27 protein-coding genes are annotated in these 24,999 nt (G+C 28.1%); 9 read left to right on the top strand and 18 right to left on the bottom strand.

All coding sequences use genetic code 11. The features are described 5' to 3' along the window. Window positions 1-85: 85 nt before the first annotated feature. Window positions 86-742, bottom strand: a complete 657-nt coding sequence (yunB, locus tag H8S20_RS00130; RefSeq protein WP_032119126.1) for a sporulation protein YunB — start codon at window positions 740-742, stop codon at window positions 86-88. Window positions 743-847: 105 nt separating this feature from the next. Between yunB and H8S20_RS00125 the strand changes: the two genes are divergently transcribed. Together H8S20_RS00125 and H8S20_RS00120 are read left to right on the top strand one after the other, a co-directional pair. Beyond that, window positions 848-3,628 carry a transglycosylase domain-containing protein gene (locus tag H8S20_RS00125; RefSeq protein ID WP_032119127.1) on the top strand — a complete coding sequence of 927 codons (2,781 nt, stop codon included), beginning with the start codon at window positions 848-850 and terminating at the stop codon, window positions 3,626-3,628. Window positions 3,629-3,838: 210 nt separating this feature from the next. Continuing rightward, a complete protein-coding gene (locus tag H8S20_RS00120) occupies window positions 3,839-5,260 on the top strand; it encodes an alanine/glycine:cation symporter family protein (RefSeq protein ID WP_186859001.1) in 1,422 nt (473 codons plus the stop codon). A 37-nt stretch (window positions 5,261-5,297) separates the two neighbouring features. Here H8S20_RS00120 and H8S20_RS00115 read toward each other — a convergent pair whose 3' ends face one another. The 8 genes from H8S20_RS00115 to H8S20_RS00085 form a co-directional block, all read right to left on the bottom strand. Beyond that, window positions 5,298-6,152, bottom strand: a complete 855-nt coding sequence (locus H8S20_RS00115) for a hypothetical protein (RefSeq protein WP_032119129.1) — start codon at window positions 6,150-6,152, stop codon at window positions 5,298-5,300. Between the two features lie 199 nt (window positions 6,153-6,351). Beyond that, on the bottom strand, window positions 6,352-7,131 hold the full coding sequence (locus H8S20_RS00110) for a serine hydrolase (protein ID WP_032119130.1): 780 nt from the start codon (window positions 7,129-7,131) through the stop codon (window positions 6,352-6,354). 144 nt (window positions 7,132-7,275) lie between these two features. Beyond that, window positions 7,276-8,376: a 6-phosphofructokinase gene (locus tag H8S20_RS00105; RefSeq protein WP_032119131.1), complete on the bottom strand. Its 1,101-nt coding sequence runs from the start codon at window positions 8,374-8,376 to the stop codon at window positions 7,276-7,278. Window positions 8,377-8,640: 264 nt separating this feature from the next. After that, window positions 8,641-8,775, bottom strand: coding sequence for a hypothetical protein (locus H8S20_RS20595; RefSeq protein ID WP_279288149.1), 135 nt, complete (start codon window positions 8,773-8,775; stop codon window positions 8,641-8,643). 151 nt (window positions 8,776-8,926) lie between these two features. Then, on the bottom strand, window positions 8,927-10,642 hold the full coding sequence (locus tag H8S20_RS00100; protein ID WP_051986915.1) for a tetratricopeptide repeat protein: 1,716 nt from the start codon (window positions 10,640-10,642) through the stop codon (window positions 8,927-8,929). Window positions 10,643-10,767: 125 nt separating this feature from the next. After that, a complete protein-coding gene (locus tag H8S20_RS00095; RefSeq protein WP_032119132.1) occupies window positions 10,768-11,559 on the bottom strand; it encodes an ABC transporter permease in 792 nt (263 codons plus the stop codon). Beyond that, window positions 11,552-12,319 carry an ABC transporter ATP-binding protein gene (locus tag H8S20_RS00090; RefSeq protein WP_032119133.1) on the bottom strand — a complete coding sequence of 256 codons (768 nt, stop codon included), beginning with the start codon at window positions 12,317-12,319 and terminating at the stop codon, window positions 11,552-11,554. The genes H8S20_RS00095 and H8S20_RS00090 overlap by 8 nt, the downstream gene beginning before the upstream one ends. Before the next feature lie 100 nt (window positions 12,320-12,419). After that, window positions 12,420-13,460, bottom strand: coding sequence for an ABC transporter substrate-binding protein (locus H8S20_RS00085; RefSeq protein ID WP_032119134.1), 1,041 nt, complete (start codon window positions 13,458-13,460; stop codon window positions 12,420-12,422). Between the two features lie 298 nt (window positions 13,461-13,758). Here H8S20_RS00085 and H8S20_RS00080 point away from each other — a divergent pair, with 298 nt between their 5' ends. Continuing rightward, window positions 13,759-14,151, top strand: coding sequence for a CidA/LrgA family protein (locus H8S20_RS00080; protein ID WP_032119135.1), 393 nt, complete (start codon window positions 13,759-13,761; stop codon window positions 14,149-14,151). Between the two features lie 5 nt (window positions 14,152-14,156). Then, complete coding sequence (locus H8S20_RS00075; protein WP_186859000.1) at window positions 14,157-14,861, top strand: LrgB family protein; 705 nt, start codon at window positions 14,157-14,159, stop codon at window positions 14,859-14,861. Between the two features lie 47 nt (window positions 14,862-14,908). On the opposite strand, the gene H8S20_RS00070 is transcribed toward H8S20_RS00075, so the two are convergent. The 5 genes from H8S20_RS00070 to H8S20_RS00050 form a co-directional block, all read right to left on the bottom strand. Beyond that, the gene (locus tag H8S20_RS00070; RefSeq protein ID WP_186858999.1) at window positions 14,909-16,870 is read right to left on the bottom strand and encodes a DNA topoisomerase; all 1,962 of its coding nucleotides are present in this window, start codon (window positions 16,868-16,870) and stop codon (window positions 14,909-14,911) included. Window positions 16,871-17,112: 242 nt separating this feature from the next. Next, window positions 17,113-17,340: a hypothetical protein gene (locus H8S20_RS00065; protein ID WP_186858998.1), complete on the bottom strand. Its 228-nt coding sequence runs from the start codon at window positions 17,338-17,340 to the stop codon at window positions 17,113-17,115. Beyond that, a complete protein-coding gene (locus H8S20_RS00060; RefSeq protein WP_186858997.1) occupies window positions 17,334-17,561 on the bottom strand; it encodes a DUF6290 family protein in 228 nt (75 codons plus the stop codon). The genes H8S20_RS00065 and H8S20_RS00060 overlap by 7 nt, the downstream gene beginning before the upstream one ends. Next, window positions 17,562-17,855 (bottom strand): hypothetical protein, encoded by a 294-nt coding sequence (locus H8S20_RS00055; RefSeq protein WP_186858996.1) that lies wholly within the window; start codon window positions 17,853-17,855, stop codon window positions 17,562-17,564. After that, window positions 17,839-18,012, bottom strand: a complete 174-nt coding sequence (locus H8S20_RS00050) for a hypothetical protein (RefSeq protein WP_186858995.1) — start codon at window positions 18,010-18,012, stop codon at window positions 17,839-17,841. Before H8S20_RS00050 ends, H8S20_RS00055 begins: the two co-directional genes overlap by 17 nt. Before the next feature lie 148 nt (window positions 18,013-18,160). Between H8S20_RS00050 and H8S20_RS00045 the strand changes: the two genes are divergently transcribed. Both H8S20_RS00045 and H8S20_RS00040 read left to right on the top strand, forming a co-directional pair. Then, a complete protein-coding gene (locus tag H8S20_RS00045; RefSeq protein ID WP_186858994.1) occupies window positions 18,161-18,319 on the top strand; it encodes a hypothetical protein in 159 nt (52 codons plus the stop codon). Window positions 18,320-18,521: 202 nt separating this feature from the next. Further along, a complete protein-coding gene (locus H8S20_RS00040) occupies window positions 18,522-18,818 on the top strand; it encodes a hypothetical protein (protein WP_186858993.1) in 297 nt (98 codons plus the stop codon). A 146-nt stretch (window positions 18,819-18,964) separates the two neighbouring features. Here the strand turns inward: H8S20_RS00040 and H8S20_RS00035 are convergent, their stop codons facing one another. Beyond that, window positions 18,965-19,405 carry a hypothetical protein gene (locus H8S20_RS00035; protein ID WP_186858992.1) on the bottom strand — a complete coding sequence of 147 codons (441 nt, stop codon included), beginning with the start codon at window positions 19,403-19,405 and terminating at the stop codon, window positions 18,965-18,967. A 141-nt stretch (window positions 19,406-19,546) separates the two neighbouring features. On the opposite strand from H8S20_RS00035, the gene H8S20_RS00030 reads away from it, so the two are divergent. Continuing rightward, a complete protein-coding gene (locus H8S20_RS00030) occupies window positions 19,547-20,563 on the top strand; it encodes a hypothetical protein (RefSeq protein ID WP_186858991.1) in 1,017 nt (338 codons plus the stop codon). Window positions 20,564-20,574: 11 nt separating this feature from the next. Here H8S20_RS00030 and H8S20_RS00025 read toward each other — a convergent pair whose 3' ends face one another. Then, on the bottom strand, window positions 20,575-21,261 hold the full coding sequence (locus H8S20_RS00025) for a UbiA prenyltransferase family protein (protein ID WP_186858990.1): 687 nt from the start codon (window positions 21,259-21,261) through the stop codon (window positions 20,575-20,577). 152 nt (window positions 21,262-21,413) lie between these two features. Here H8S20_RS00025 and H8S20_RS00020 point away from each other — a divergent pair, with 152 nt between their 5' ends. Continuing rightward, window positions 21,414-21,872, top strand: coding sequence for a hypothetical protein (locus H8S20_RS00020; protein WP_186858989.1), 459 nt, complete (start codon window positions 21,414-21,416; stop codon window positions 21,870-21,872). Window positions 21,873-21,930: 58 nt separating this feature from the next. Beyond that, complete coding sequence (locus H8S20_RS00015) at window positions 21,931-23,001, top strand: site-specific integrase (RefSeq protein ID WP_186858988.1); 1,071 nt, start codon at window positions 21,931-21,933, stop codon at window positions 22,999-23,001. Window positions 23,002-23,153: 152 nt separating this feature from the next. Here H8S20_RS00015 and H8S20_RS00010 read toward each other — a convergent pair whose 3' ends face one another. Next, window positions 23,154-23,681 (bottom strand): TspO/MBR family protein, encoded by a 528-nt coding sequence (locus H8S20_RS00010; RefSeq protein ID WP_042281869.1) that lies wholly within the window; start codon window positions 23,679-23,681, stop codon window positions 23,154-23,156. A gap of 198 nt (window positions 23,682-23,879) precedes the next feature. Beyond that, window positions 23,880-24,999: sensor histidine kinase (locus H8S20_RS00005; RefSeq protein WP_186858987.1), on the bottom strand; the 1,120-nt coding region annotated here is incomplete at its 5' end.

Raw genomic sequence — 24,999 nt, 5'->3', positions numbered from 1 at the left:
TTGAAATTCCTATCAAAGAATTCCTTCCTTTAATTTTTCATTTATCACTTAGAATTTTTCATTGAATCGCTTCGCACTTTATTTATTATCTTCCTATATTTATAGCTGTGTCTGGAATCTTCCCAACTATTATTGTTTCTGAAACAGGTATTTCACAGGATAATTCAACGTCTTTGCTAGCAAGCGGAACTACTAATCTCATCTTCACATCTATATTTAAATAAATTTTATGTCTAACTTGATTAATCCCTGCGCTTTCAAATGTCGAATCATAACTTGTGTTAAGATTACCTATCTGCTCCATTTTTACATTTATCTTTGGTCCCATCCTATAAAAAAAAGCATTATTAGTCATATATCCAAGTGGAACTTTCGCCCCTAACTCACCTAAATTCTGAAGTTTTTCGTTGCAAGCCAATACAACTTCTGCAGTAAGCTTATTTTGCTTAATAGTATCTGACCTTATCATAGTTATGTTTCCCTCTGAGTCCTTCTCAATTTTCATAATATCATCATAATTAAAATTCTCTTCGTAAATCCTCATTGTTTCTTCATTTATAACCTTTATAGCCTCTGCCTTCATTGTAATTTCTGCTATATCTAATACAGTTGGTAAAATCCTCTTTTGAAATAAATATAAAAAAGAATTAAACGCCACCACAATGGCTATAATAACAAATATCGTATTGGGAATTTGAATTTTATTTTTACCTCGTCTTGGTTTTTCAGTATAATATCTCATCTTTCACCTTAAATTACTTATTATTTTATTATTATAATTAATATGCTATAATAAAAGATAATATTATATTTTTTAAATTTGATAACTTAATAAAGGGAGGAACAAATGGCTAATAGTGATAAACCTAAAAATAATAAAGTTAACCAGGAAAGTGGCTCCAATAAAAATAAGAAAAAAAAGCTGCCACCTTCTAAAACGAAGAGATTTTTTAAATATTTCTTTCTTACTATTTTAATAACTGGTTTGCTATTATCAGTTGTAGGGGTAGGCTATGTTGTTGCTGTTATAAAAACTGCACCAACTTTAGATGTAGAATCTATACACGATTTAAATCAAACCTCAATGTATTATGATAATAAAGGTGAAGTTATTGATAATATTCCAACACAAGAAGAAAGATATAAAATAAGCTACGAAGAAATACCTCAAAATTTAATAAATGCATATATTGCAATAGAAGATGAGCGTTTTATGACTCATCCAGGTATTGATGTAAAGAGAATTATAGGTGCTGCTCTTAGAGATGTAAAAGTTATCCTAACTGGAGAAGGCGGTGTTCATGGAGCTTCTACATTAACACAACAATTAATAAAAAATACTTTATTATTTGAAGAAGCCTCAAATGAAAATAAAGCAGATAGCGGTCCTCTAGCTTCAGTTAATAGAAAGATAAAAGAAATTTATCTTGCATTAAAACTTGAAAAAGTTCTTAGTAAAGAAGAAATTGTCACAGCTTACCTAAATACCATTCCACTTGGTGGTTATGTGTATGGTGTTGAAGCTGCTTCTAGATATTTCTTTGGTAAAAAAGCAATAGATCTTACTTTACCTGAATGCGCATATATTGCTGGTATAACTCAAGCACCGTCATACTATAGCGCTTATAACACAGAAGCTAAAGACTATCCAAATACTTATATAGATAGAACTGAAACTGTTCTTATGAAAATGTTAGAATTAGGGTTTATAAGTAAAGATGAATATGATTCAGCTTATAATTTCACTGCTGAAAATCAATTTGTTTTTGAACCAATTTCAACTGATTATAAAGTTAAATATGAGTGGTTTATATATCCCGCTCTAGAACAAGTAAGAAATGACTTGAAAGAGAAATATAAATATACAGACGAAGAAGTTAATACATTATTTGTTAATGGTGGTTTGAAAATTTATACAACTCTAGATACTTCTATACAAGATGCCGTTCAAGCAGTTTTAGATGATAGAAATAACTTAAACGTCGATTGGGATACTAATCCTGGAGATGCTGTAACATATGATGACACTAATGGTAATGGTGTTCAAGATGAAGGGGAAGTTTCATACCCATTACTTCAATCTGCAGCAACAATAATGGATTATAGAACTGGTAAAGTTCTTGCTTTAGTAGGTGGTAGAGGTGAACAACCTCCTCATTCAATAAATAGAGCTTATGATGATTTAAAACCAATTGCGTCAACTACTAAGCCATTAACTGTTTATGGTCCTGGCATTGATACTAAAATAATAACAGCTGCTACACCATTAGACGATGCACCTGTTTCATCTTCAATTTTAAATAAATATGGATTTACAGCTGGTCTTAATAACTACAATTTTAAGTTTGATGGCTTTATAACTGCTAGAGATGGTATAGCCTTCTCTAAAAATATAACTTCAGTTAAACTTGTAGATAAAATCGGAATGGATACTGCATTAGAATACGGGGAAAAAGCTGGAATAGTATACAATGACGTTTCTAAGACTTCTATGTCAGCCATAGCTTTAGGCCAACATGATAATAGTCCTGAAGATAGAGATGGTGGAAATACAACTATTTTAGCTTCTGCCTTTGGCTCATTTGGTAATAATGGTGTTAGAAACGAACCTATATTATACACAAAGGTTGAAGATGCTACTGGTAAAGTTCTACTTGAAAAAGAACCAAAAGCAACTCAATTGTTCTCACCACAGACTGCATATATTATGTATGATATATTAAAAGGACCTATAACTAGATTTGATGCTGGCGCTGCTCAATTTAGTGACATTCCTGTTGCTGGTAAGACAGGTACAACTAATAATGTTGATGCATTCTGGTTTGCTGGATTAACACCTTATTACTCTGCATCAGTTTGGATAGGCTATGATATGCCTCAACCAATGTCTGGATATAGTAGTGCTGCTGCTGAGCTTTGGGGAAAAGTAATGGCTCAAGTGCATCAAGGATTAGAATATAAAGAAATTGAAAAGCCTTCTGGAATTGTAAATGCAACAATTTGTATTGATTCTGGCAAACTTGCTACTGATCTTTGTAATCAAGATCAAAGGGGTGGCAGAGTTAGGACTGAAATGTTTATAGAAGGTACACAACCAAATTCAGTTTGTGATGTGCATGTAAAAGTAAAAGTTAATAAGAATAATAATAAACTTGCTACCGATAATACACCAAAGGGTTTAGTAGAAGAAAAAGTATTTATAAAGAAGGAAAATGCAAGCAAAGATGCTGCAGACTTCCCTTACGTAATACCAACTGAAAAAGATGATACTAAACCTGAAGAAAAAATTAAACTATCACAAATTGGATTAAAACAAAACATGGATTTATATGATGCTATAGTTATTTTAAATGACAAAGGCATCAAGTATACCTTTGTTGGTGGCGAATCAGTTTCAGGTACGTTAACTCCTAAAACTTATACCTTAATAAATTTCACTACTGAAATAGTTAAAGATGGTACTGTAGAGTTAACAATAAAAAAATTAGAAACTCCACCTGAAGAGTCACCAGGCATCGGTAACGATAATCCTGACACAGAAAATCCAGGAAACACCCCTGGTAACGGCGAAAATAATGGTGGTCAAGATAATAACGGAGCGACAACTCCTGAAACTCCAACACCATAAAATACAAACTGATAAGAGCTACCATTAAGGTGGCTCTTATTTTATGCATAATTATCTCAAGAGTTATTCATATATTTTCATTTTTCAAGATTATTAACAGACGAAATATAATTTTATGAATTTTTTATTTTCACTTCTTGCATTTTTTCCATATTTAATATATTATTATATTAATACAAAAATAACTTTAGATAAAATAGGGGGTACACAATGGATAAAATACATAGTTTAATCCTACACTTTAATGATTTTTTATGGACTTATGTCCTAATTATTTCTCTTATCACTATAGGAATTTATTTCTCTTTTAAAACAAACTTTATCCAATTTAGAAGATTAAAAGATATGTTTAAACTTCTTGGAGAGGGTTCAGCTGAAAAGGGGTCAGTTTCATCTTTCCAAGCTTTCTGTATAGGTACAGCTTCAAGAGTTGGTACTGGTAACCTTGCGGGTGTAGCTTCCGCTATAGCAGTTGGTGGTCCTGGTGCAGTTTTTTGGATGTGGCTTATCGCCTTACTTGGTTCTGCTTCAGCATTTATAGAGTCTACTTTAGCTCAAATATATAAAGTTAAAGATGGTGACTCTTTCAGAGGTGGTCCAGCTTACTATATGGAAAAAGGATTAAAGAAAAAATGGATGGGAATATTATTCTCAATATTAATTATAATTTGTTTTGGTTTTGCATTTAACTCTGTACAATCTAATACAATAGCAGCTGCTTTCCAATCTTCTTTTGGTATGAATAAAGCTGTTGTAGGTATTGTGCTTACAATTTTAACTGCAATAATTATTTTGGGTGGCGTAAATAGAGTTGCAAAAATTTCTTCTGTTATTGTTCCTATAATGGCATCTGCTTATATATTAATTGCAATGTTTGTTATAGCTAAAAATATAACTGCTATACCTTCATTATTTGCACTTATATTTAAAAACGCCTTTGGTATAGAACAAATAGTTGGTGGTGGAATAGGTGCTGCTTTAATGCAAGGTATAAAAAGAGGTTTATTCTCCAATGAAGCCGGTATGGGTTCTGCTCCAAACGCTGCTGCTACAGCTTCAGTTTCTCATCCAGCTAAACAAGGTTTAATACAAACACTAGGAGTATTCACTGATACATTAATAATCTGTACTGCTACAGCATTTATTATACTATTATCTGGAGAGTACGCTAGTGGAAACCTTACTGGAATAGAATTAACTCAATCTGCTTTAATTTCTCAAGTTGGATCTTGGGGTGGTACATTTATAGCAATATGTATCTTACTATTTGCATTTAGTTCTATTATAGGTAACTACTACTACGGAGAAACAAATATCCAATTTATTTCAAATAAAAAGATTTATTTATATATCTATAGAATAATCGTAATAGGAATGGTATTCTTTGGATCAATTGCATCAATGCAATTTGTATGGGATATCGCCGATGTATTCATGGGACTTATGGCTGTAATTAACTTAATTGCTATAGTTCTATTAAGTAAAATTGCTATTAAAGCATATAAAGATTACGCTTCACAAAAGCAAGTTGGTAAAGATCCAGTATTCTATGCTTCTTCTATTCCTGAATTAGGAGATGAAGTTGAACAATGGAGAGATGATACTGTATCAAATACTAACGAGGCTATATAATAGAAATGGACGAGTTATTAATAACTCGTCCATTTCTTTAATTAGTAACATTCTCATCAGGTAATAACTCCATTATATTATTACTATGTTTAATTATTTCACCTGTATCAGCATTAATTATTACATCACTAAACTTTACCGTATTATCTTTTTCAGTAATTCTATAAATAATAAGGTAACATATTTGGTTAACCTCTCCATCTATATTCACATATCCAATCTTAGGCTTCCCAATTATTTCACCTTCAAATCCTAATTCTTTCATATAATTAGAGAATATATATTTACTTTCTTCTTCACTAATATTAATATCTGATAAAAATTCTCCATTATTAGTTGAATAATTTGAGTATCCAATTAAAGAACCATCATATTTGTTAATCTTAACTAACATCTCACTACTATAACAAATATAATCATTATACATCTTATAAAAAGAGATAGTATAAAAAGGATTTTCTTTACTATCTTTATCTTTTATTTCTTTAAAAACTATCTCATCTTCACAAATACTATTTAAATACTTATTTGCATATTCAATACATTCTTCTTCAGTTAATTTCTCAACATTATATACCTTATTTACACTTTGCTCAAAAAAACCTATTACATTATATCCTTCGTCAAGCTCTGTTACATAGTTATTATTTACTAATGTATATTTAACATTGGAAAATTCACTAATTCTTTTGATCTCTTGAAAGTCTTTTATATCAATGCTTTGGCCTTTATCTATCGCATTAACTTTTTGCAAATCATGTAAAAATTTATAGCTCTCTTTTATTTGCTTAGACGAATTACCATATATACCTTTTAAAGCTAATATTATAAATATAGATAAAATAGTAATTATAATAACTGATATGACCATATATACTTTTTTATTCTTCATATCACACCTTCTTTATATAATATTTATATTATATATATTTTACACCATTTATTTACTTAATTAAAGTTCTTATTAAAATCACAAAAATAATATTAGCTTAAGTTGTGTGTAAATACTATAATTATCAAAAATAGCTTTCCTTACTAGGAAAGCTATTTTTGATAATTTTTCTTCATAGTTTTAAATGATACTAATATTCTTAATGCCAATTATTCGCAACTTCATCCCACATCATTTTCCCACACTTAGCTAAAGTAACTGTTCCATAAACGCTATTTGGTAAACCGCTAGATAACACTGTAAATGAAAAGTCTCCTTTTGGTACTTGAATAAATTCGGTATCATTTTCTACCCCATATTTATCTCCTGTCTTACTAGAAATCTCATATTTTAGATCATCACATAAATATAAAGCTAATTTATTCTTTATTTGTTGTCTTCTTAATATATCAATTAACATTTGACCATTATCTTTATTTAAGAAAGTACCATTATAAAGATGCTTCCAAATTAAATTTAAATCATATGCACTAGTTAAATTTTCAACATCTGTATGATTATCTCTTTCATCAGTTGTCTTTCTGTTTAATTTTGTATTTTTCAATCCCATCTCTAAAATATCTTGGTTAATCTTTTCCATTCCTAAGATATCAATAATCTTATTTGCAGCAGTATTATCACTTTGTATTAGCATAATTACCAATAACTCAAAAACTGTATACTCTCTTTCATTAAACTCATGTATTATACCCGTACCATATACTTTGTCTTCACTTTTTATTTTCACTTTATCCAAAAAATCTACTTTCCCGTCTTCTACAGCCTTTATTAAAGAAACAGCTATTGGTAACTTCATACATCCTGCTGCAGTCATAGAAACGTTTTCATTATAACCATATACAAACCCACTTTTTAAATCTTCAAAGAAGAAACCATATGTTCCAATTCTTGATTCTAAATATCTCTTAATCTCTTTCATAATACCCTCCAGCTTTCTATAACAAAATCTGCTTTACTAAATTATATCATATTGTCAGAAAATTTTGAAGTATTCTGACAATTTTTCTGATAATAATTTTATAAAAAATAGTACCTATTTTTATAGGTACTATTTTCTTATTTATTATTCTGCAAAAGTAGTTCCTATTTTCTTTGCTATTTGTACTAATTCGCCCTCTGGATTAACTAGTTTTGTTTGTTGTCCAATAACATTTTCTAATGTATCACTTGATATTGTATCACCTTTTAAACATACCATGTGACCAAATTTCCCTTCTCTAATTAGCTCCACAGCTGCTACCCCATATCTTGTTGATAATATTCTATCATAAGTAGAAGTATTACCTCCTCTTTGTATATGACCTAGTACAGTACATCTAACTTCATGATCTACTATTAATCTTTCTAAATCTTCCGCTAGTTTATTTCCAATCCCTCCTAATCTTATAGGATCCGGACTATCTTTTACTATCTTAGAAACTACCACTTCTCCATTTTTGGGTTTTGCGCCTTCAGCAACAACTACTATTGTAAAGTTCTTTCCTTCAGCTTCTCTTTCCCTTACTTTTTCAGCTATTTTATTTATATCATAAGGTATTTCAGGAATCAATATAACATCTGCTGACCCGGCAATACCAGCTTCTAACGCTATCCATCCAGCGTTTCTTCCCATTACTTCACACAACATGATTCTATGATGTGATTCAGCTGTTGTATGTAACCTATCTAAAGCTTCAGTAACTACATCTATCGCAGTATTAAATCCAAAAGTTACATCTGTAGATGCTAAGTCATTATCTATAGTCTTTGGTACTCCTATAACTTTAATACCCTTTCTTGAAAAATCCCTAGCAGAAGTTAATGTACCATCGCCACCTATAACTATAAGTACATCTACCCCTTCTTTTTTTAGATTTTCAACTGCTACATCTGATACATCTTTTTTTACTATTACACCATCTTCTTCAACTTGATAATCAAATAAGTTGTCCTTATTTGAACTATAAAGTATAGTACCACCTCTATTAAGGATTCCTGATACACTATCTAATGTTAATGGAACAAAATCATTTTTGTATAGGCCTCTATACCCGAATTTATAGCCTATAACCTCCATTCCATAGTTCAAAATTGCAGCTTTTGTTACTGCTCTTATTACTGCGTTTAATCCTGGACAATCACCGCCACCTGTTAATAAAGCTATTTTTTTAATTTCTTGTGCCATTTCACAAATCCTCCTCACCCAAATACATCAAAAACTCTTTGAACTTTTCATTTAATGTTACAATATACGCCTTAAAATTTCATAATACGTAAAGTTATTTGTAAATATTTCCTTATTTTATAATATCATAAAGATTACTATCTGAAAAGTAAATTTTTTGTTATTTGTGAATTTTTACAATTGTCTAACAATTTAGAATATCATTATATCTCTTCTTATAATAATATTTCATCCACATTGCTTCAGCTTTATATAAATCTACTTTTAGTTTTCTTTTAAGTTTATACTATCTTTAATAAATCTTTTACACTTATCAGTACATATAACACATTTTTCGATATTTTTACAAAATACATACTCATCATTTTTAATTTCTGAAAAAATACAATTCTTACACATCTAAATTTATCCCCCACTTCTAAACTCCAGTATAATATTAACATTTTATATTAAATATGTAAATATTTGTAAATGTATACATGATTATTATTTTGTATTTTTATTTTTCAAATATAAAAATAAAAGAGTTGCAATTACAACTCTTTTATGCTTAATAGAATAAATTTAATTTTGGAATATTTATATCTATATTTTCATCTTCTATATATTTATCAAAAACTTCTTTAGCTTGATTATAGTTATCTGTTATCTTTTTCTTAGTATCAGAATCTATATTTTCAGGCATCTCTTCATATGCAGCTTCAATATTCGAGAATCCTCTCCATACATCCTTTTCTACAGTCATATAATAACACCCTGCGTTATTAAGAGCCAATATATCTGTCTCATCTAAAGCATATGCCTCTCTTGTATTATTTATAGATTCCTCATTATCACCTATATTATAGTATGCAGTACCTAAAGCTCTGAAATATTTACCATTTTCTTTATCTAATGATAAAGCCTTTTCAAAGTACTCAATAGCTGTATCATACTTTTCTTGGTTGACTTCCATGTTCCCTAATAGATAATAAATATCTGCATTACTAGAATTAATTTTCGAAGCCAACTCATAATATTGTGCCGCTTTATCGTATCGACCTAAGTTGTTAGCATAATAATTTCCTATATTAATAATCATACTTATATTAAAAGGCTCTTCTAATATTGCTGTTCTAAAATAGCTTTCTATACAATCAGTATCATTTTTAGCTAATAATATTTCCGGTAATAAAACGCCATAGTTATCAGCATAATCATTATTTTCTAATATACTCTTTTTAGAATATTCAATAGCTTTATCATAATTGCCTTGTTTTAAATATTTAGTGGCTTCAATATAATATTTTGCATATCCACTATCTTTACTATCAACTATCTTATTTACTATATCAGTTGCTTCTTCTTCATTTCCTATATTATATGCCAATTGAGCTTTCAATACATTATAAACTAGACTTTCTTTAAATGAGTCATCTAAAGAATCTACTATATCAATTGCTTCAATATATTTATCTTTATCCATAGAATAAACTTTTGCTAAGAATAAATTATATACCTCATCATTATCTTCAGATAATTCTGTTAAAACATTTATAACTTCTTCCCTATTGTAGTTAGCAAGTTGACTAACTACATCTAATATATTAATTTCATCTTTATTTAGTTCAAATGCCTCTTTTAATGTACTAAGAGCTCCATTAATATCACCTATTACCATTTGCATATTAGCATAGACAGACATATCGTAAGATGAATTTTCATCTACTGTATACTCTTCAACTATTTCTTTTGCATTATCTTTTTCATCTAAGGACATGTATATAGATAACATAGTTCTCATAAGCGGTTTATACTCTTCATTATTAAGAATATAATCTTCACCTAAAGATACAGCTTGTTCATACTCCTTATTTATAAAAAATGAATATACTACTTCATTCATAAACTCATTATCTTTATCAGAATACTTATCTTGTTCTTTCTGAATCAGCTTATTTCTTATTATTACAGCTTCCTTTAATAAAGAATTAGATTTATCGTAATCACCTTTAATTGAATATATTTCTGCTTGTTTCACTTTCCATATTGGCCATTCTTCTTCTCTTTGAAGTGTTTCAAATTCTTGTATAGCTTCATCATATTTTCCTTCATAAAAATACTCTTCACCCTTGTTGTTAGCTATACTAACATCAGCTTGTCCAAAAGCACTATGTACACCCACAACTATTCCTAGTGTTACAGTTAATGACATTCCTATTACAAATACAGGTTCAAACCATTCCTTTTTATTGAGCCTTTTGTAAATTTCACTTAACTTTTTCATAAATTCCTCCTGCCTTTTTCAACAGTATTTTACATAATTCTTATTCTATCAAACTTATACTCAAATTTCAATTGTTATAAATTAACTCTAGCTTTATTAGCTAGAGTTAATTTTAACGTATAAAACTATTCATTCTTTTTAGTAAATCTAACTTCAAATACTGCAACAATTTCATACATTATAAATGCAATTATTGATAGTATTACTATGCTCATCATAACCATATCTAATTGAGCTATTTGTCCACCGTAAATAATTAAGAATCCTAATCCACTTCTAGCAACTAAAAATTCTCCCATTATTACTCCAACCCATGATAAGCCAACATTTATTTTCAAAGCTGAAATAAAAATAGGAATAGCTGCTGGAAAAATTAAATATTTAAGTTTCTGCCATTTGCTCGCTTGGAATGTATCCATTAATCGCATCTTCCCACTATCTACCTCGTTAAATCCTGTTAGTACACTTATAATAGTAGTTACTATTGATATTAATAAAGTAATTACTATTATGGCAGGCATTCCATTACCAGCCCAAAAAATTACTATTGGTGCTAAAGCTATTTTAGGTAAAGCATTTAGCACAACAAGATAAGGATCTAATACTTTAGATACAGTTGGAAAACACCATAATATAACTGCTATAATTGTTCCAAACACTGTCCCTAATATAAATCCAACTATAGTCTCATAGCATGTCACTAATATATGATTTGTCAATGTTCCTTGTTCTACAAAACTAATAAATGATTTAACTATCCTACTAGGACTTGATGTTAAAAATGGATCTATAATTTTGAAATCAGCTAATATCTCCCACAAAGCTATTAGTACTACCAAGATTACTACTCTATAAATTGTAATCTTTACTTTATCTCTTTTAATCTTTTTTAAATATAATTCATGTTCTCTATCCATTTACGCCATCTATCTCCTTCCACAACTCACCAAAATACTTATTGAATTCTGGTTCTTGTCTCTTTTTAAAAGGAGTTGCATCCTTATTAGCAAATATAATTTCCACATCATCTTTTATAGTTGCAGGCCTCTTAGTTAATACTATTACTCTTTTAGACATTATTATTGCTTCTCCAAGATCATGAGTTACCATAATTGCTGTTTTTCCTTCTCTCTTAATTATTTCGTAAACATCATCTGTAACTTTTTGCCTTGTTTGATAATCTAATGCTGAAAATGGCTCATCTAATAATAGTATTCGAGGATTTAAAGCAAGTGTTCTTATAAGTGCTACCCTCTGCCTCATTCCTCCTGATAGTTGAGTTGGTTTATGATCCTTAAATTTCTCTAAGTCATAGCTTTTTAAAAGCTTATCTGCATTTTTTATATTTTCTTCTGTTAAAATATTTTTTATCTTTAATCCTAATAACACATTCTCTCTTACTGTTAACCATGGGAACAAATAGTCTTTTTGAAACATATAACCCATTTTGTCTAAATTATTTTTCACCTCAGGATCATTATAGATAACTTTTCCTGATGATGGCTCTAATAATCCACTTATTATATTTAGTAAAGTTGACTTACCACACCCTGATGGTCCAATTATGCTTAGAAATTCCCCTTCTTCTATATTAAAGCTTAAATGCTTTATAGCTTCAGTTGTACCCTTTTTGGTATGGTAATTCATATTTACGTCATTTATTTCTAACAAACTCACTTTCTCACCGCCTTAAACTAGTAACTCTTAAACTTTATAGATAATTTGAAATCTAGCAATACTGAATCTCATTTATCTTTTTTATCCACATTTAAAAACCCTATTTCATTGCCTCTTTTGCAAAAGTATTATTTACTATTGTGTTAAAATCAGGTCTTTCTGTAATTAAACTCTTATCATATCCTTGTATTATATCCATTAGTTTATTTAAGCCTTCTTCACTTACTTCAGGATTAGAAGCTAAAGCATCAATCTCCCTATAATTAGATACAACATCCATAATTATATCCTTCTCTGTTCCTGGGAAAAATGATATTATAGAATCTGCAACTTCTTCATCACTATGACTTACAAACCATTGTTGAGCTTTATAAATAGCATTAGTAAACTTTTGAATTATCTCTGGATTTTTATCCATATATGACTTAGTTGTATAAAAACAAGTATAAGCTATATCTCCAGCAGATGCCCCAACTGAAGCTACTATATGACCAGTTCCTTCTTTTTCAAGCATAGAAGCTGTTGGTTCAAATAGTGCTACATATTCTCCTGTTCCTGATTTAAAAGCACCTGCTGTAGCTGTAAAATCAATATTTGTAACCATAGAAACATCTTTTGTTGGATCTAACCCATTTTTCTTCAATACGTATTCAAGCGCCATTTCTGGAATTCCTCCTGGCCTTCCTCCTATAAGTTCTTTACCTTCTAATGATTTCCAATCGAAATCTTCCTCTTCTTCCTTTCCAACTAAAAATGATCCATCTTTTTGAGTAAGTTGTCCAAATACTACTGGATAATCTTCTCTTCCTTGATTATAAATATATACAACTTGCTCTGGTCCTGAGAAACCAATATCAACATTTCCACTTAGAAGTTGCTGCATTGTTTTATCTGCACCTTGTCCTGTTGACAAATCAATAGATAAACCTTCTTCTTCAAAAAAGCCTTCATTTATCGCAATATACATTGGTGCATAAAATACAGATCTTACTACTTCATTTAATCTTATAGTTTTTAGTTCTTTAGTTGTTTCTTCAACATTATCTTTTGCAGTAGTATTACTAGAACAACCAACTAATGTGCTTATAGCTAAAACTGATGAAGCTATAAATGCAATAGTTTTTTTCAATCCTTTTTTCATAAATACTCCTTGCTTATATTTAATTACTTCTATGTTTATATAGTATGATTATTAGATAGTATTTGTTAATTTTCATTGTAAAAACCTGTCATAAAATACTGTCAATTATCAAATAATAATTTAAACTTTTACATTTTGCCTATTTCAAATATATCATTTACTATAAAGAATTTTAGTGATAAAGTATAAAAGTACACTTACAGTGTAACTTCAAGTACCTAAATATTGATTTTTACTTTTAGTTAACTTCGATTAGATAAATTAAATTTTAGAATGTTACTTATATTGGAGGCATAAAATGAAAATTTTTAGAGAATTTCTTATAATACTAGTTCTATATTTTATAGGCGAACTACTTGCTAAAACACTTAATATTCCTATTCCCGGGAACATAATTGCAATGATATTGCTTTTCTTATCTTTATGTACTGGAATAATAAAAGTTGAGAAGGTAGATACTATCTCTAATTTCTTTTTAGATCATTTAGCTTTTTTCTTTATTCCGGCTGGTGTAGGATTAATGAACTCATTTGACAGTATTAAATCTTCAGCCATCCAAATAGTTATTATATGTATAGTAACTACTATAATTGTTATGGCTGTCACTGGAATCGTCGTACAATTTACCTCAAATATGTTATCAAAAAGGAAATTACATAAAGAAATAGACGATAATAGAAAGGAAGCTTAGAAATAATGGATATCTTCACTAATAATATATTTTTTGGACTTTTTGTGTCTTTAATAGCTTTTGAAGTTGGATTAATAATTTACAGAAAAACCAAACTTCCTCTTTTTAATCCTCTTCTAATAGCTATTATTATTGTTGTAGGATTTTTAAAATTATTTAATATTGACTTTGATACCTACAATGAAAGTGGTAAATTTATTAATATGTTTTTAGGACCTGCAACTATTGTTCTTGCTGTTCCCTTATATAAGCAATTCGAACTATTAAAGAAAAACTTTTTACCTATACTTCTTGGTATCACTATAGGTAGTTTGGTAGGTATATTATCAATTATATCTATATCTGTTTTTCTAAAGCTAGATAACCTTATAACAATATCATTATTATCAAAGTCGGTTACAACTCCTATTGGAATTGAAATTACAAATCAATTAGGTGGATTGGCACCAGTTACTGTTCTTGCAATAATACTTTCTGGTATAGTAGGGGCAATAGTAGCTCCTCCAGTTTGTAAGGTATTTAAAATAACTAATCCTGTGGCTATTGGAGTTGGAATTGGTACCTCTTCACATGCTGTTGGGACATCAAAAGCTTTTGAAATGGGAGAAACCGAAGGAGCTATGAGCTCATTATCAATTGGAATTGCAGGTGTAATAACTGTTTTTCTAGCTCCTCTATGTTATAATTTACTAGCTAACTTTATAAAGTAAAAAAAAGTTTCAAGCTTAGATTAATAATCTATAACTTGAAACTTTTTTTATTTTGTATATACCTCTTTAACTTTATTAACTTCTCTTAAAAGCATTCCCATATTAGTATTTTGTAATACCTTTTGTGTATTCTTTTTTGTATATGTTTCTAACTTAGTCATAAACTCTTCCGGCTTTATTTCTTCATCATTAACAAGCTTTAATCCCTTTTCCCAAGATGCAGTTAATGATGGATTTAATAAAGACGGAATGGATATTCTTATAGATTCATATATCATTTCACCTAATTCAGTAGGTGTAAGTATCTGTGTTTTTTTATTTGAAGTTATGTAGTCTATGTTAATTAACTTTTTTAATATTTCAGCTCTAGTTGCCGAAGTACCTATCCCCGCTCCCTTTATATGCTCTCTTAACTCTTCATCTTCTATAAGTTTACCTGCATTTTCCATTGCAATAATCATAGAACCAGTAGTATATCTTTTGGGAGGAGTAGTTTCACCTTCTTTTATTTCAAGCTCATCAATAACAACTTTATTTCCCTTTCTTATGTTTTCCGGAAAATCATCTCCACTCTCTTCCTTCTCACCTTCAATAATATCAAGATATCCCCTATCTACACATACTTTTTTACTTAAAGTAAAGTTTTCTATATCAATCCCTATAATTACATTCATTTTACTATATTGAGCTGATGGATAAAATATTGCTAAAAATCTTCTCAAAATTATACTGTATATTTTTCTTTCTAGCTCGCTTAGCTTTCCAATAACTTCTCTCCCTTCTCCAGTTGGGATAATAGCATAGTGATCCGTAATCTTAGAATCATCAACATACTTGCTTTTTAAAATTGATTTTGCTTTATCTTCTGAAATTATCATTTGAGCTGCATCTTGTAGTGCCTTACCAATTGGTAAGTTTGTTAATTTACTCAAATTTTTCTTTATGTCCTTTGCTACAGCCGTAGATAATACTCTAGCATCGGTTCTTGGATATGTAACCATCTTTTTTTCATAAAGCATCTGAACATACTTTAATGTTTCATCCGGACTTATCTTAAATCTTTTGGTGCATTCATTTTGCAATTCTGCTAGGTTAAATAGCAATGGTGGATTCTTCTTTTCTTTTGTCTTTTTAACTTCCTTAATAATTCCATGACCTACATCTCTTAATTCTTGCATTAAGCTTTCAGCGTCTTCTCGTTTTCTAAATCCACTTTCATTATAGAGCTTAGGAGAATCTAAATATCTTGATCCTTCTAACACCTTCCACTCACCTTTTATTATACTTCCTTCACTTTCTCTACTAAAAGAACCTACTATTTTAAAGAATGAAGTTTTCTTAAAATCTCTTATTTCTCTTTCTCTATCCACAACCATTCCTAAAACACATGTCATAACACGGCCCACCGCTATTACAACATTCTTATCTTTTTTCAAGGAACTTGCTAGTGCTTTTCCATAGGTTAAAGTTAATAGTCTTGAGAAATTAATACCAAAGATATAGTCTTCTTTTGCTCTTAAGTAAGCAGAATGTGCTAAAGAATCATAGTAAGATAAATCCTTTGCCTCTTTAATTCCTCTTTTTATTTCCTCTTCTGTTTGAGAATCAATCCAAACTCTTTTTTTGATCTTATTTGGCTTTCCTGCCATATCATCTACTAATCTATATATATACTCCCCTTCTCTCCCTGAGTCAGTACAAACATAAATAGTATCTACATCTTCCCTGTTCATAAGTGATGATACTACATTAAATTGACCACTTGCTGATTGAATTACCTGATATTTATATTCCTCTGGCAAAAAAGGTAAATCTCTTAAATTCCAATATTTTAATTTTTCATTATATGCTTCTGGGTAGCTCATTGTAACCATATGTCCCACACACCAAGTAAATATGCTATTTTCCCCTTCTATATAGCCATTATTTCTTCTACCATTTACTTTTAATAACTTTACAAAATCCATTGCTACAGATGGTTTTTCAGCTATAAATAATGTTTTTCCCATAATCACATTCCTTACTTTTTCTAAAATAAAATAGACTTCCATAAAGAAAGCCTATTACATTATACTATATTTTTTTCTACATTTCATTAAACATCCAAGTATTAAGCTTGTACACTTAATAAAACTATATGTAACCAAATTCTTTAAAAGCATTGATATTATGCGATTTTATATGTTTTATATATAACTTGTCCAACCCAAAAAAAATATTTTTTTATGCCGTTTTTATGCCGAATTACTATTTAAATATTTTCTTTATTAACTTCTTTAACAGCTGCTACCACAGCGCCAGTTACTGCCTCAACAATCTGAATAATACTTTCATTCGCAATATCGTTTCTCTCAACATAATCTTCATTATTATCTTTATATTTTTTTCTTTTTCCTTTTTTATTATCTGTTATATCCATTACAATACAATATATAATTAATAAATTTATTGGAATTGCTACTACTAGAGGGTTTAACATTTAATATATTCCCCCTTATAATTTGCATTTATGAATGTATCTATTTCTTTCATTGCAGTACTTCTAATAAATTCACTTATTGTAATTCTTTTTAAATCACAATATTTTTTAATTAATATCTTTTCTTTATTGTTTAATCTAAACTCTATTCTTGCATCTAATATAGGATCATCTTCATTGGTATTTAAAATTTTATCTATTAAATCTCTAATAAAACTCATTTATGACACCTCCAAAGAATCTAATCCAAATTCATAAATTTGAAAAGCTAAATCATAAATTCCTCTATTTAATTGTTCTGATAAATATTCCAATAATTTAAAATCTTTATTTTTAATTACTAAAACTATTTTTTCTCCTGTAGTAAGTTGTCCGCTTAATTCCCATTCTTTAATACTGTTCAATTTTTGACCACTCCCCCACTCTTTTTTGCTCTCTTTTCCCTCTCTTTTAAAAGGCTTGTCCGTACACTTCCGTACTGTACGGACTACTCTCCCACTACTTTTCATTCTCATTGGATACATTTATTACATTTGGTAACGGAATAATCCCATAAAGCATATCTTTAACAACTGTTCCTGGATTAGAGTATTTTATTAATTCTTGGTATAATTTTAAATCTCTCTCTTTCTTTTTAGAAAACTCTATAATAACTCTTAACCTTTCTGCCACCAATGGCACCCCCTTTAAAATTGTTTTATGTTACATTGTATTCAATGGATACATTTTTAGAACATACTAATAAGTTTTTATATTAAATATTTATTGCTAACTAGTCATGCTATAATAAATTTATTAATTAATATTGGAGGTACTGAAGATGCATAAATTGAAACTTAAAAATATAAACAACCCTTTCGAGATGAGACAAGGTGAAAAAATTGTAGACTTAGATAAGTATGTAGAAATGTTAAAGCGAAATAATATTTCGTATACTCAAGAGCAATATGAAGAAGCTAAAAAGAGTCTAGATAAATAATTGAATAAGCTATTGATTGTATGTCTATAATTTAAATATCTTTTTATTTATTTTTTTCAAGACATAAAAGCCAAACTCAATCAGTCTCATGAGTTTGGCTTCTATTTTGTTGAATTTTATTAAAACTAATAATATAATTTGATGCTATAATATATTTAGTAACAATACTTATTTTTTATTAAACATTTGGAGGAACATATAAATGATAGATAAAAAAGATATGATAGTAGATTTAGATAGAAAAACTATTATTATTGGATCTGATATATTTAGCATATATTTAATTAAAGCAGCTTATGAGAGAATAAAACAAGCAGAAGGAATTGCTAAAGCTACAGGCCGACCATTAACAATTCCAGATAACTTTTTTATGTATTATGATATGGTTAATAGAAATGAAATTTCAGTTATAGCTGCTGCAAGAAGCATGGATATAGCTAGATCTAAATTTTATAGAATAAAGAACCTATACGAACAAGGAATAATAACAAGAGAATAGATCTCATTTTTATAAATGAAAGATTATTAGCAACTATTACTAACAATCTTTCATTTATTAATTAACAAGAAACTGTGTATTTGTGATTTCTACATAGTCTTTTTTAATATATATTTTTTGTTGTTTATTAAAATTTATCTTTGTTACTATTTTTTTAAAAATTCGACAATATCATTGGAAGAGTTTATATCAGAAGGATCTTTAGATAAATTGTTGAATAATATTGATAAACTTAATAATTCATCACTGCTTAAATTATTATTTAAATTTGAGTTTTTTATGGCACTTTCGAATACTGCTATTATAGGGCCTAAGTTTTCATCTGGATTAACTCCATTCCAATATAAAGAAGATAATTCCCCTAATTTATAAGAAAATTTATTAGTAAACGAACTTTGATCATTATTATTTTCTGAATTATCTTTAAGCAATACTGAAATTTCATTTAATTTAGATGCTAATAGAAGTTTAGTATATTTTTCATCATTGCGTATATTTGTGATACTGATTATGGAATAGGTTATACTAGACGAAATAAATACTATCAAAAATATAGATAAAGTTTTTCCGAAGTTCTTCTTAAGCAAAACAAATTCCTCCCTTTTTATTTATGTTACTATATTAACATATAGTGAAATAAAAAACAAATTAACCAATAATATAAAAATAATTTAAAAAAAGTAAAATATGTTATAAAATGTTAATTGTTTATAAAGGGGGAATAAAAAATGATAGTGAAAAAATTTAGATCTATATCTTTAATGTTAGTTATTTGTATTTTTACAAGTATAACTGCAAATGCACAAACTTTAAAATATGAAACTAATGATGCTTATACTAATATAATGCAAATACTAAACGAACCAGAATTTACTCAAGAAGAAAGAGTTGATTATCAAAATTTTATTGAGAATTATAAGAATATAGATAATACTTTTATAGATGATACTTATTCTTATGAAGTTAACAAAGAAACTGGAGATATTATACATACAATATATGATGCTGATGGAAATATACTAAATCAAGTTAATACAAATTTTTATGAGAACTTAGAGAGAATATTATTATCTCAAATTAATCATAAGGAAAGAATAGATAATATAATAAATACTGACTCAACATTAGAAGGTTACGAATATAAAGATATTGAACGAGACAGATTTGAAATAGAAAAAGTCCACGAATCAAGATTATCATTGTTAGATGATACTTATTATGTAGCAGCAAAGCTAAAATATCAAAAAGTTGATTATATAAAAATAGGAGATTCAGTAGGAAATGAAAGTTATGGATTATATGATGTATATACTAATGCTCCAGGGAGAGTAATTAATTTTATGAGATCCGCAGATAATACTATAACTGCAGCAGCTGACATAGTAACAGCCGTCGGTGTTACAGCTGGAGTAACAATAGTAGCTCACTTTTTTGGAGGAACAGCTACTCAGGCCGCGGTATCTCAAATATTAAATAGTCTAGGATTATCAGGAGTATCCTCTGCAGCACTTACATTAAAACTTAATAAATATTTCACAGCTATTAGTGAATCAGATCAGAAGTATAGGGAGGCTGTACCAGGATGGCATCAGATTCATGGTTTATGGTATTGGTATGAGAACGGACAACCTACTTGCACTAGAGGTGGAAGTGAAATAAGGAATCATCCTGGATCTAGGCAAACAACTTCAACAACAACTTCAACAACAGGTAATAAATTGCCACCGACACCAAATAGCAAATAAAAATGAGCCTTTTAAGGCTCATTTAAATATTTTACTAATTTTTTATTATCATAAACTTTTATCAAGAGATCGTTATTGAAGTCATAATATTCACATTCAATAATATCTAATAATTTCTTTTCTTTTGGCAGATTCTTATCATTATCTAAATAAAGCTTAAATCCTTGTGTATCTTTAAGTAGTATATCTCTTCTTTCTTGATTTGGTGGTGCATATGTTGCTAACATACCAGAAGTTATAATCTGACCATTTTTCTCTAATGTGATATACATATCATTTTTGGATATTTTAGAATTTTCAAAAATAGATTCCCAAGCACTAGGCCACTCATTCTCTTTAATCCCATCCTTCGATTCTTTATATTTATTTATTACTAATAATACTATTGGATTAAATATAAATTTTTTTATTAAACTTACTATTATACAGCTACATAAAGTCAAAATTACATACTTCATAAAAAATATTATATAGCTTAATTTATCTAAAAGTATATTGAAAGTTAATATGTTCTTCTTTAAAAATAAATTTAATATAACCATATTAATTACTAATACAAATATACTATCTATAATTGCTGTTATAGTTTTTTCATATTCTGATTTTGTTTCAATAGATTTAGGGAAAATTCTAAATAATACTCTATTAACAATTATTCCTGGGACTGAAAAAATTAATGCTATTATTATGGTTTCCATAAATTCCTCCTTAGTATACTTATTAATAATATTTTAACATAAATACCCTAAAAAGTAATGATTATTCTATTTTGCTATTTACATACAATAAATAAAATCTTATAATACTCACTAAGAACATATGTTTACATTGTATGGAAAGGGAGTTTTTAATGCCATATGAGAAATTATTAAAAAAATATGATAAAGATGTTAGAGTTAAAGAAAAACCTTTAAAGTATGGATTTAAAGGTTTGTATAAAAACGGAAAAGTAATAATAGATTCTAATATAGAGACAAGCTGTGAAAAGGCCTGTATACTTGCAGAAGAACTTGGACATCACTTTACAAGTTATGGTGATATAATTGATCAAAATGATATAAGAAACATAAAACAAGAAATTAGAGCTCGTAATTGGGCATATGAAAAACAAGTCGGTATAGTTGCAATAATTAACTCTTATGAATCTGGGGTAAGAGATAGATATGAATTAGCTGAATATTTAGGAGTAACTGACCAATTTCTAATAGATGCAATAGAATATTATAAATCTAAATATGGGACATACTATGAAATAAATAATTATATTATATATTTCTCTCCCAATTTTGGAGTAATGAAATTATTCTAGTTTAGTTTTATAATGTGTGGGTATACTTACTACTAAAATAGTTATATAGGGGGAAATTATGCAGTATAACGTTACATATAGAGATAAAGATAAGGGAATACAAGTTATAGTTCAATATAAGGACCAGTATGGTAAATGGAGACAAAAGACTAAGCAAGGTTTCAAAAAGAAATCTATTGCCAAGTTATATGCTGATAAAATTATTGAAGAGCTTAAAGAAAACTATAAATATAATGATGATTTTAACCAAGCTCCAATAAAGGATCTTAAGGAACTTTATCTAAATCATATTAAAGTTCAAAAAGAATTTAATACATATACATCTATCAATGATGCTTTTAAGAGATTTAATCTTGATGATATTATAATTAAGGACTTAAAAAGAATTGATATACAAAATGCAGTTGACAATATGGTATCAAAATTTAGTCCTGGAACAATATCTCAAACATTAGAGATATTTAAAACATTTCTTAATTGGGCTAGTATAACTTTTGAAGTTAAAATCCCATCACTAAAAGGAATCAATGTACCAAAGAGTAAAAAAACATTAAAAAAGGCTTTAGAGCCTGTAGAAGTAATAAGGCTATTAAAAATCTATGAAACTAAGAAAGATTACAGTTTGAATTATTATATTGCCGTACTATTAGCTGTTAAAGCTGGATTAAGAGCTGGTGAAATATGTGGGCTTATGTGGAGCGATATAGACTTTAAAAACCAAACCATTACTATAAGCAGACAACTTAAAAGACGTAAAGAAGATGGTAAATATGTATTTGGCGATTTAAAAAGCAAAAATTCATATAGAATAATTCCAATGTCTACCTTTTTAAGTAACGAGCTTCAGCAAATAAAAAAAGATTATCCAACTAATATAGATAATAGACTTATATCTATTGCTGCAACAGTTACACTTACGGTTAACCTCGATTTGCAATTAAAGAAGGGGTTTGGAGTAACACTACATGAATTACGTCATACCTTTGCAACTAATTTAATAGCTAATAATATAGACTTTAAAACTGCAGCTACAATATTAGGTCATGATGTAAAAGAAACTATGGAAACATATAGTCATGTTACAGATGCTATGATGGACAATGCTAAGAAAATAATTAATAACCTATAAAAAAGATGAAGAAATGTATCTTCATCTTTTTTATTTCAAAAATTTCATACTTTTAAAATATTTATGCCGTTTTTATGCCGTTTGCTATTTGTACAAGTTATTAAAATCTATAAAACCTTGTATTTTCAATACTTTTAACTTTATAATACAAGTTACATTTCATTAAACATCCAAATAAAAAATGTTAACATAGAGGCAAAAGATACCCATAAAATATACGGAATCATAAGTGCTCCAGCTATTTTGTCCACCTTAAAGAATTTAATAGTTGTTAAAATAATTAAAATCACGAGTACTATTATTAAAATAAATGAAATTCCATAAAGCCTAAAATTAAAGAATATTATACTCCATAAAAAATTTATAGATAACTGTATTAAGTAGTAAAAATATGCGCCTTTATCATCCCTTCCTGATTTATTATTCATATAAATTCTATAAGCTGCTATTCCCATTAATATATATAAGATTGTCCACACTATGGGAAATATAATTGCAGGTGGCGTAAATATAGGTTTCTTCAAATTATTATAGACTATCATACTATTCCTAGTTAAAAAACCTATTAATAATCCTCCACCTAATGCCAATAAAATATTTTTTATTAAAGCTACAAGATTAAACTTATTATTAATCTTAAAAATTCTTCCTAATATATTTCCTTTTTCTTTTTTCTTCATTTTCTTTGCTACTTTTTTTTGTTGCTTGTCTATTTTATTACTAATATTCTTTTTATTTTTAATATCTTTACTTTCTTTTTTTCTCATAAAACACCTCTTGTATATTTTTCAATATACTATATGTTTTATAATGTTAATTTATACATAACAATAACTTGATATATAAAATTACTATTGTAAATAATTATATATGTGTATTCAGAAATATATATCAGAAAACTCTATATCAGCTTGCCTTTTAAGATCATTTATATTCAAATTCCAATTACTATCTCCATCTTGTCCACTCTTATCTATAGGCATAATAATCTCAAAAATATTTTGTCCATCTTTATAGTTAAAGCTTATATTTCCACTATTATGCTCAACTAATTTTTTTGTTATAAAAAGCCCCAATCCACTCCCCTCTGCATCTCTAGTTAAGTAGTTTTCACATTTAGAAAACTTTTTAAACATATTTTTTATTCTCTCTTTAGATATTTCCCTACTTTTATATTCAACATTTATTTTCACTTTATCATTTTTTGCTTTAGCGGATATAAAAATTATTTCATTCTCCTCTCCATATTTTAAAGAATTAGAAATAATATTAAAAAATATTCTGTTTATACTCTCAGAATTTGCATATATATATATTTCTTCTTGAAAAGGATCAAATACTAATTTGCAATTTTTCTTAACAACATATTGGCTAGCAACCTCAGCAATATTATCTATTATAGTAACAATATTTATTTTACTTTTAGGAATATGTAAATACCCTTCTGTAATCTTATTAGTATCAATAAAGTTATTAATAGTTCTTATTAGTCTATTGCAATTTTGTTTTATTATAATATTATTTCTTTTTATAACATCAAATTTATTATCATCTAAAATTTTTTCATTTAGTTGTAATGCGGAAGAGATAATATTAATTGGAGTCCTTAATTCATGAGAAATATTAGAATAAAACTCATCTTTTACTTCTTCATCTTCTAAATATAAACTATATTCTTTTTCAAGTTGTAAACTTCTTATTAAATAATCATTACTTTTAATAACAACAACTTTAACATCATCCTTTATTGGAATTAACTCTATTTCAACTTGTCTTTTTTTTCCAATTTCATCTGTAACTATTATATTCCGCTTAAATCCTAATTCTAATTCTTTCTTACTTATATCATCTTTAATTATAAAATCTAAGAAATTCATCATAAATAATTCCTTAAGATTTACTTCTAGTAAACTTCTAAAGTATTGGGTTGCTTCACTATTCGAATATATTAATATGCTATTTTGGAATATAAGCATTCCATCTGGTAAATTATCTAAT

This window comes from Clostridium hominis (assembly GCF_014287825.1).
Classification (GTDB): domain Bacteria; phylum Bacillota; class Clostridia; order Clostridiales; family Clostridiaceae; genus Clostridium; species Clostridium hominis.
Note: the sequence above shows the minus strand (reverse complement) of the source record. Positions and strands in the feature narration are given on the sequence as shown.